We start from the raw sequence: 6,551 nt of genomic DNA on the forward strand, positions 1-6,551 counted from the left end.
GGCCGCGCTGCCTGGAGTCCGCTGCGGGCGGGCACGTGGTGGTGGCGGAGGGAGGGCACCGTCCGGGGCGGCCTGGGCAGCGCGGTGCTGGAGCTGTACGCGGCGGCCGGCATCGCGCCCCGGGTGACGCTGCTGGGCATGCCGGACGTGTTCCTGCCGCACGGGGACGCGCGGGTGCAGCGCACGGAGTTGGGACTGGACGCGGCGGGCCTGCGGCGCGCGGGCCGTGCGCTGCTCGGAGAGGAGCGCCGGTGAAGCCGAAGAAGGAACGGCTGGACGTGCTGGTCGTGGAGCGCGGGCTCGCCGAGTCGCGCACCAAGGCCCAGGCGCTCATCCTCGCGGGGCAGGTCGTGGTCGCGGACCAGCGCGTGGACAAGCCGGGTTCCCTGGTCCCCGTGGAGGCGGAGCTGCGCCTCAAGGGCGAGGTGCTCCCGTACGTGTCGCGCGGTGGCCTCAAGCTGAAGGCGGCCATGGACCGCTTCGGCCTGGACGTGACGGGCCGGGTGGGCGCGGACATCGGCGCCAGCACCGGCGGCTTCACCGACTGCCTGCTCCAGCACGGCGCGGTGCGGGTGCACGCCATCGACGTGGGCTACGGCCAGCTCCACGAGAAGCTGCGCGTGGACCCCCGCGTCCGCTCGCGCGAGCGCGTCAACGCGCGCTACCTCACGGACGAGGACCTGCCGGAGAAGGTGGGCGTGGTCGTCATCGACGTGAGCTTCATCTCGCTCACCCAGGTGCTGCCGTCGGTGCTGCCTTTCCTCGTCCCGGGCGGCCTGCTGGTGGCGCTGGTGAAGCCCCAGTTCGAGGTGGGGCCGGACCGGGTGGGCAAGGGCGGCGTGGTGCGCGACCCCGCGGCGCGGCAGGACGCCATCGACACCGTGACTGCGTTCGTGCGCGAGCACGGGCTCACCGTGCGCGGGGTGATGGACTCGCCCGTGCCCGGGCCCGCCGGCAACGTGGAGGCGCTCCTCGTCGCCGACAGGCCCTGACGGCCGCTGCTACGGCTTGACGGCGCGGTAGTCGCTCAGCGGCAGGGCCTGGACCAGGTTGTTGCCCACGCGCATCCACAGCCGCCCGCTGTCATCCACGGAGCAGGACAGGCTGCTGGAGACCTCGTAGCGGAACAGCTCGCCCTTTTCGGCGGAGTCCACCGCGACGATTTCGACGGGCAGGGTGCCGGCCGCGTCCGGGCCGTTGAGCAGGTAGAACTCCGGGCTCGTCGGCAGGCCCAGCTGCACCTGGCGGATGCGCAGCTGCCCGGACGCGTCCACGGAGATGCCGCCCTTGTTGGCGACGAGGCCATTGCCCGTATTCAGGAACCACACGCGCTGCGTGCCGATGGCCGCCAGCTTCGTGCCCGCGGAGAAGGGGAGCAGGAAGTTCAGCGGCACCGGCAGCGTGACGCTCATCCACTTGAGCGCGGCGCCCTCGCAGCCCGGCACCTCCGTGGAGCAGGCCTGGACCCGCGACTGGTTGTCCGCGAAGGAGAGCGCCAGGAAGACCGTCCCGCCGTCCGGGCTGAGCGAGATGGGGGGCGGTGAGGCGGTGTCGCCCTGGTACTGGGTGATGATCCGCTCATGCACCAGGGGCACCTTGTCCCCGGAGGCCTCCACGGCCAGCGTCACGACCACGAGGTCGATGAGGTTGGGCGACGCCTCGTTGGGCACGCGCGACATGGGGAAGATGACCTCCGCCCCCTTCTGCTGCGCCGGCCCGACGGGCCGCCACGACGACTGGTGCGTCCACTGGAACGCGCCGTTCGTCGACGTGTGCTTGAGCCGCGACACGTTGATGCCATTGATGACGAGCGCGTCCCCGTTGTCCATGACGGAGAAGCGCTCCGGCCTGTAGGTGGTCGCCGTCCGGCCGGAGATGACGAAGTTGTTGTCGATGGCCACCGCGCCAATGCCCGGCGTCCACACCCACCGCTTGCCGCTCTGCGCGTTGACGCTGGTGATGACCGTGTCCGTGCTGCACGGGATGCCCATCTCCACCGAGTTGCGCACCGCGCCCGCCGAGTCCACGCGGAAGAGCGTGCCGGAGCCGGTGGTGGGGTTGCCGCACCCGAGGAAGGCGACGTTCGTGCCGCTGCCCTCGGCGATGAAGAAGTCCGTCACCACCTGGCCGTTGGGATCCGGGTCCTTGATCACCTTCGTCACCGGCAGGAACGTGGCCGCCTGGGGCTGGGACACGTTGGTCCGGCCGTCCGAGCACGTCGCCCGCGCGTTGAGCGACAGGCCCACGGCCAGGCCGCGGGTGTACTTGATCTCGTTCTGCGCCAGCTCGAAGTCCATGGACCCGCTGGTGTAGGGGACCGTCTTCAGGAACGTGTCCCGGTCGTAGATGTCCACCTGCGCCACGGAGTCACACCCGGACACGATGACCCGCACCGTCAGCGACGGGGCCGCCGTGTTGGGCTGCGGCACGGTGAGGGTCACCACCGGCGGATCCGGAATCGGGGGCGGCTTGTCGCCACCACAAGCGGCGAACACGGAGGCGCAGAGGGTCAGCGTGGCCAGGAAGGCCCGCTGCGCGAACGGGCGCGAAGGGACGGAGTGCATGGTTTCGCACTCTACCGCGCTCCCCTGGGAAGCGGGCGGGGCCACGCCCCCTGTGCCTTTCCGCCAAATCCTGATCGCGCGGGCCGCCGGAAACCCCCCGCCGGCTCCTGCCTGCCAGGCCTGCCTCCGGCCAGGCTTGGAAGATGGTATGGGAAGAAAGGGACAGCCTCGCTGTTTTCGCGGTGTTCCACCCCTTTCAGGGGCCGAGCAGGCGATCCGGGTCACCGGACCGTCACGCGCGTGCGGGATTCCGGAGGAAGGACACCGGGCCGGGGTATACGTCGCGCGCCTTTTCTCACCCCTCTCGCTCAGGAGAGCCCCGTCCATCCGCTGGCCCGCGGACGGGTTAGACGGCATGATCCGGAATCGACCATGACCCCTCACGCACCCAACGGGTATCCGCATCGTCGTTCCCTGGCCAGGCGGGGCGGAGGCGCGCCGTGAGGCTCGAGATGCTGTCGTCGGAGCAGCGGGGGCGGGTGCTCGTCCTCGCGGCGAAGGCCGCGGGTGACGCGCTGGTGGAGCGGCTCACGGCGAGTGGCTACCAGTGCGCCTCCACCGAACGGGAGACCGGGCTGGCGGAGATGGTGGATCAGCTCCAGCCGGAGGTGGTGCTCCTGGCGGTGACGGCCAAGCGGGCGGCGGAGCTGCTGGAGACGGTGCGCAAGACGGACAAGCTCCAGCGCCTGCCGGTGCTGGTGGATCAGGGCCGGGCCCGCTCCGCGGAGGCCTTCAAGCGGCTGGCGGTGGACGACTTCGTGCGCGGCGCGGATGAGCTGGTGCCCCGGCTGGAGTCCGCCCTGCGCGCCTGGAGGCTGAAGGAGCGCGAGGAGCGCATCCGCCTGCGCATGGGGATGCTGCTGGAAATCACCCAGGCGGCCACCAGCTCCCTGGAGCTGGAGGAGATCCTCCGCATCGCGGTGGAGAAGGTCGGCCAGGTCACGGGCACGGACCGCTGCTCCGTGGTGCTGGTGGAGGGCAGCCACGCGCGCACGGCCACGGTCGTCGCGACGCAGGAGGACCCCAGCCTCGTCCAGCTGGACATCGAGGTGGCGCGCTACCCGGAGCTGCGCCGCGCGCTGGAGACGCGGCAGCCCGTGCTGATTGAAGAGGCGCAGCGCGACCCGCTGATGGCGGAGGTGCGCACGTCGCTCCTACCGCAGGGCGTGAAGTCCATCCTGGTGCAGCCGCTCATCTGCCAGGACGACCTCTTGGGCGCGCTCTTCCTGCGCGTGTCCAAGGGCGAGGCGTCCATCGGGCGCGACGAGCAGGAGTTCGCGGAGGCCGTGGCGGGCGTGCTCGCCAACTCCATCCGCAACGCGCGCCTGCACACGGCGGTGAAGAAGAAGCGCGAGGACATGGAGCTGGCGTACGTGGAGCGCTACCGCGAGCTCACCGACGCGAACCGCCGCCTGAAGGAGCTCAACCGCCTCAAGGATGAGATCATCGCGGTGTGCAGCCACGACCTGCGCGCCCCGCTCCAGGTGCTCCTGGGGCACGGCCGGCTGCTCTTGGAAGGGCCGCTGGAGGCGCAGCAGAAGCAGTCCGCGGAGGCGATGATCCGCCAGGGCCGGAAGATCCTCACCCTGGTCGAGTCCCTGCTGGAGAAGGGCAAGGGCGAGGCGGCGCGGCTGTCCATCGAGCCCCGCGTGCTGGACGTGGCGCAGCTGTGCCGCGACGCCGTGGCGGAGCTCGAAATCCTGGCGGCGGAGAAGGCCGTGGCGCTGCGCTCCGAGTGCCCCGACAGCCTGATGCTGATTGGCGACGAGGTGAAGCTGCACGAGGTGCTGCAGAACCTCATCAGCAACGCCATCCAGCACGCCAGCGAACCGGGCTCGGTCGTGGTGCGCACGCAGCGGCTGTCCCGTCCGGACGGCGACGCGGTGCGGGTGATGGTGAGCGACAACGGGGTGGGCATCCCCCCGGACGAGCTGCACCTCGTGTTCGACCGCTACCGCCACGGGCCCAAGGGCACGGGGCTGGGGCTGGCCATCTGCAAGGAGTTCGTGGAGCTGCACGGCGGTGAAATCTGGGCGGAGAGCCCGGCCGACGGCGGCTGCACCTTCGTCTTCACGCTGCCCCTGGCGCAGGAGGCCGCGCGCAACCCCCGGCCGCAGCCCGCGCCCGGCGCCGCGCCCGAGCAGCCGCGCGTGCTGGTGGTGGAGGACGAGCCCGAAATCGCGGCGGTGCTGTCGGAGGTGCTGCGCTCGAAGTACCGCGTGGAGGTGGCGCGCGATGGCGCGGAGGGCCTGGCGAAGGCGAGAGCGTCGCGGCCGGACCTGGTGGTCATGGACGTGTTCCTGCCCAAGCTGGACGGCCTGGACGCGGCCATGGCGCTCAAGTCCTCGTCGGACACGGCGCACATCCCCGTCATCCTCCTGTCCGCCCACCAGGGCGTGGCCGACAAGGTCCGCGCGCTCAACCTGGGCGCGGTGGACTACATGGCCAAGCCCTTCAACGCGGTGGAGCTGCTCAACCGCACCGAGCGCGCGCTCAAGCTGCGCCAGGGTGACAAGGAGCAGCAGGACAAGACGAACTCGCTCCAGCGCCGCACCGGCAGCGACCCGGCGACGGGCCTGCTCGACCGCCGCGGCCTGCTCTTGCGCCTGGAGCAGGAGGTGGCCCGCAGCCGGCGCTACCACCGCGCCCTCACGCTGGCGGTACTCCGTCCGGACCGCGACCTGGACGCCATGCCGCCCAACATGGGGGACGTGATGCGCAAGCGCGTGCGCCACCCGGACTCCATCGCCCACCTGGGATTGGGCGTCTTCGCGGTGGTGCTGCCCGAGTGCAACGCGGACGCGGCGCGCACGGTCATCAACCGCCTGATGCCGGACGTGGAGAAGGTGACCTCCATCGAGTACCGGGCCGCCATGGCGGACGTCAGCCAGGACAGCGATCCGGTGGAGAAGCTGCTGGAGAAGCTGGGGGCGCCTCCGCCCGAGGTCCACTAGCCCGCGTGCGCCCGCTCCCGCTCCTCAGCCGTGCCGCCGTGTTGTGCCTCGCGCTGGCCGCCGGAGGTTCGGGGGCCGCGCCCGCGAGGAAGGCCCCGCCTCCGCACGTGGACCGCGAGGCGATGCGCGAGGCCATGGACGCGAGCGAACGCGACGAGGAGCCGTCCGCGTCGTCCGCCAGCTACGCGCACTACCTCCAGTCGCGGCTCATGCACCTGGAGGGCAACCACCGGGCCGCCGTCGACGAGCTGCGGCTGGCGCTCGCCACCGACGACGGCAACCCGAACCTCCTCACCCAGCTGGGCGAGGAGTACGCCCGCCTGGGCGACCTGGCGCGCGCCGAGCGCGAGCTGCGCCGCGCCGTGGAGAGGGCCCCCACGCACTACGCCGCCCACGTGCTCCTGGGCCGGGTGCTGATGGAGTCCGGCCGCGTGCCGCGCGCCCGCCAGCACCTGCGCCGCGCGATGGCCCTGCGGCCCCGCGACCCGGAGGCATACCTCGTCCTGTCGCAGCTGTACCTCGACGCGAAGGACCCCGACGCGGCGGTGAAGGTGGTGGAGGCGCTGGCCCACGCGCTGCCAGGGGAGCCCTCCGGCTACCGGCGGCTGGGCCTGGTCCTCGCCGAGCGCGGCGACGCCGCCCGCGCCGAACGCCTGCTGGTGAAGGCCGCCGAGCGCGACCCGGGCGACGTGGAGGTGTGGTCCACGCTGGCCCGCCTCTACGAGGAGTCCGGCCGGGCGAGGGACACGGAGGACGCGCTGGCCCACGCGCTGGAGGCGGATCCGGACAGCCGGGAGGTGCTGCTGTCGGCGGGCCGCGCCGCGCTGAAGGGCGGGTCGTGACGCGGGCCCGGGCGTACTTCGACCGGCTGCTGTCGCTGTCCGCGTCGCCGGAGCTGGCCGTACGGGTGGCCTTCAGCTACCTGTCCGCGGGAGAGCCCACCGCCGCGGAGGCCGTGCTGGCCGCCGCGCGCCGGGACGCGCCGGACGAGCCCCGGCTGCGTACTACGCGGGCCTCGTCGCGGAGCGGACGC

5 protein-coding genes and 1 pseudogene are annotated in these 6,551 nt (G+C 72.1%); 5 read left to right on the plus strand and 1 reads right to left on the minus strand.

Features of this window, described 5'->3' with window-relative positions:
* Together ACLEQD_RS34105 and ACLEQD_RS34110 are read left to right on the plus strand one after the other, a co-directional pair.
* A pseudogene (locus tag ACLEQD_RS34105) lies at positions 1-255 on the plus strand (transketolase C-terminal domain-containing protein); the annotation flags it as partial.
* A complete protein-coding gene (locus ACLEQD_RS34110; RefSeq protein WP_171420531.1) occupies positions 252-992 on the plus strand; it encodes a TlyA family rRNA (cytidine-2'-O)-methyltransferase in 741 nt (246 codons plus the stop codon). The pseudogene ACLEQD_RS34105 and the gene ACLEQD_RS34110, both read left to right, overlap by 4 nt.
* A gap of 9 nt (positions 993-1,001) precedes the next feature.
* Here the strand turns inward: ACLEQD_RS34110 and ACLEQD_RS34115 are convergent, their stop codons facing one another.
* On the minus strand, positions 1,002-2,564 hold the full coding sequence (locus ACLEQD_RS34115; protein WP_410389815.1) for a hypothetical protein: 1,563 nt from the start codon (positions 2,562-2,564) through the stop codon (positions 1,002-1,004).
* A 455-nt stretch (positions 2,565-3,019) separates the two neighbouring features.
* Here ACLEQD_RS34115 and ACLEQD_RS34120 point away from each other — a divergent pair, with 455 nt between their 5' ends.
* From ACLEQD_RS34120 to ACLEQD_RS34130, 3 genes are all read left to right on the plus strand, one after another.
* Positions 3,020-5,518: an ATP-binding protein gene (locus tag ACLEQD_RS34120; protein ID WP_410389821.1), complete on the plus strand. Its 2,499-nt coding sequence runs from the start codon at positions 3,020-3,022 to the stop codon at positions 5,516-5,518.
* Between the two features lie 38 nt (positions 5,519-5,556).
* Positions 5,557-6,360 (plus strand): tetratricopeptide repeat protein, encoded by an 804-nt coding sequence (locus ACLEQD_RS34125; protein ID WP_410389817.1) that lies wholly within the window; start codon positions 5,557-5,559, stop codon positions 6,358-6,360.
* A partial coding sequence (locus ACLEQD_RS34130; RefSeq protein WP_410389819.1) for a tetratricopeptide repeat protein occupies positions 6,357-6,551 on the plus strand: 195 nt, incomplete at its 3' end. The genes ACLEQD_RS34125 and ACLEQD_RS34130, both read left to right, overlap by 4 nt.

Origin of the sequence: Corallococcus sp. 4LFB (genome assembly GCF_046520365.1) — a bacterium.
GTDB lineage: Bacteria > Myxococcota > Myxococcia > Myxococcales > Myxococcaceae > Corallococcus > Corallococcus caeni.

Bases quoted from the DNA above. Each gene is read 5' to 3' on its own strand.
- ACLEQD_RS34115 (WP_410389815.1), bottom strand. From the start codon at position 2,564: ATGCACTCCGTCCCTTCGCGCCCGTTCGCGCAGCGGGCCTTCCTGGCC.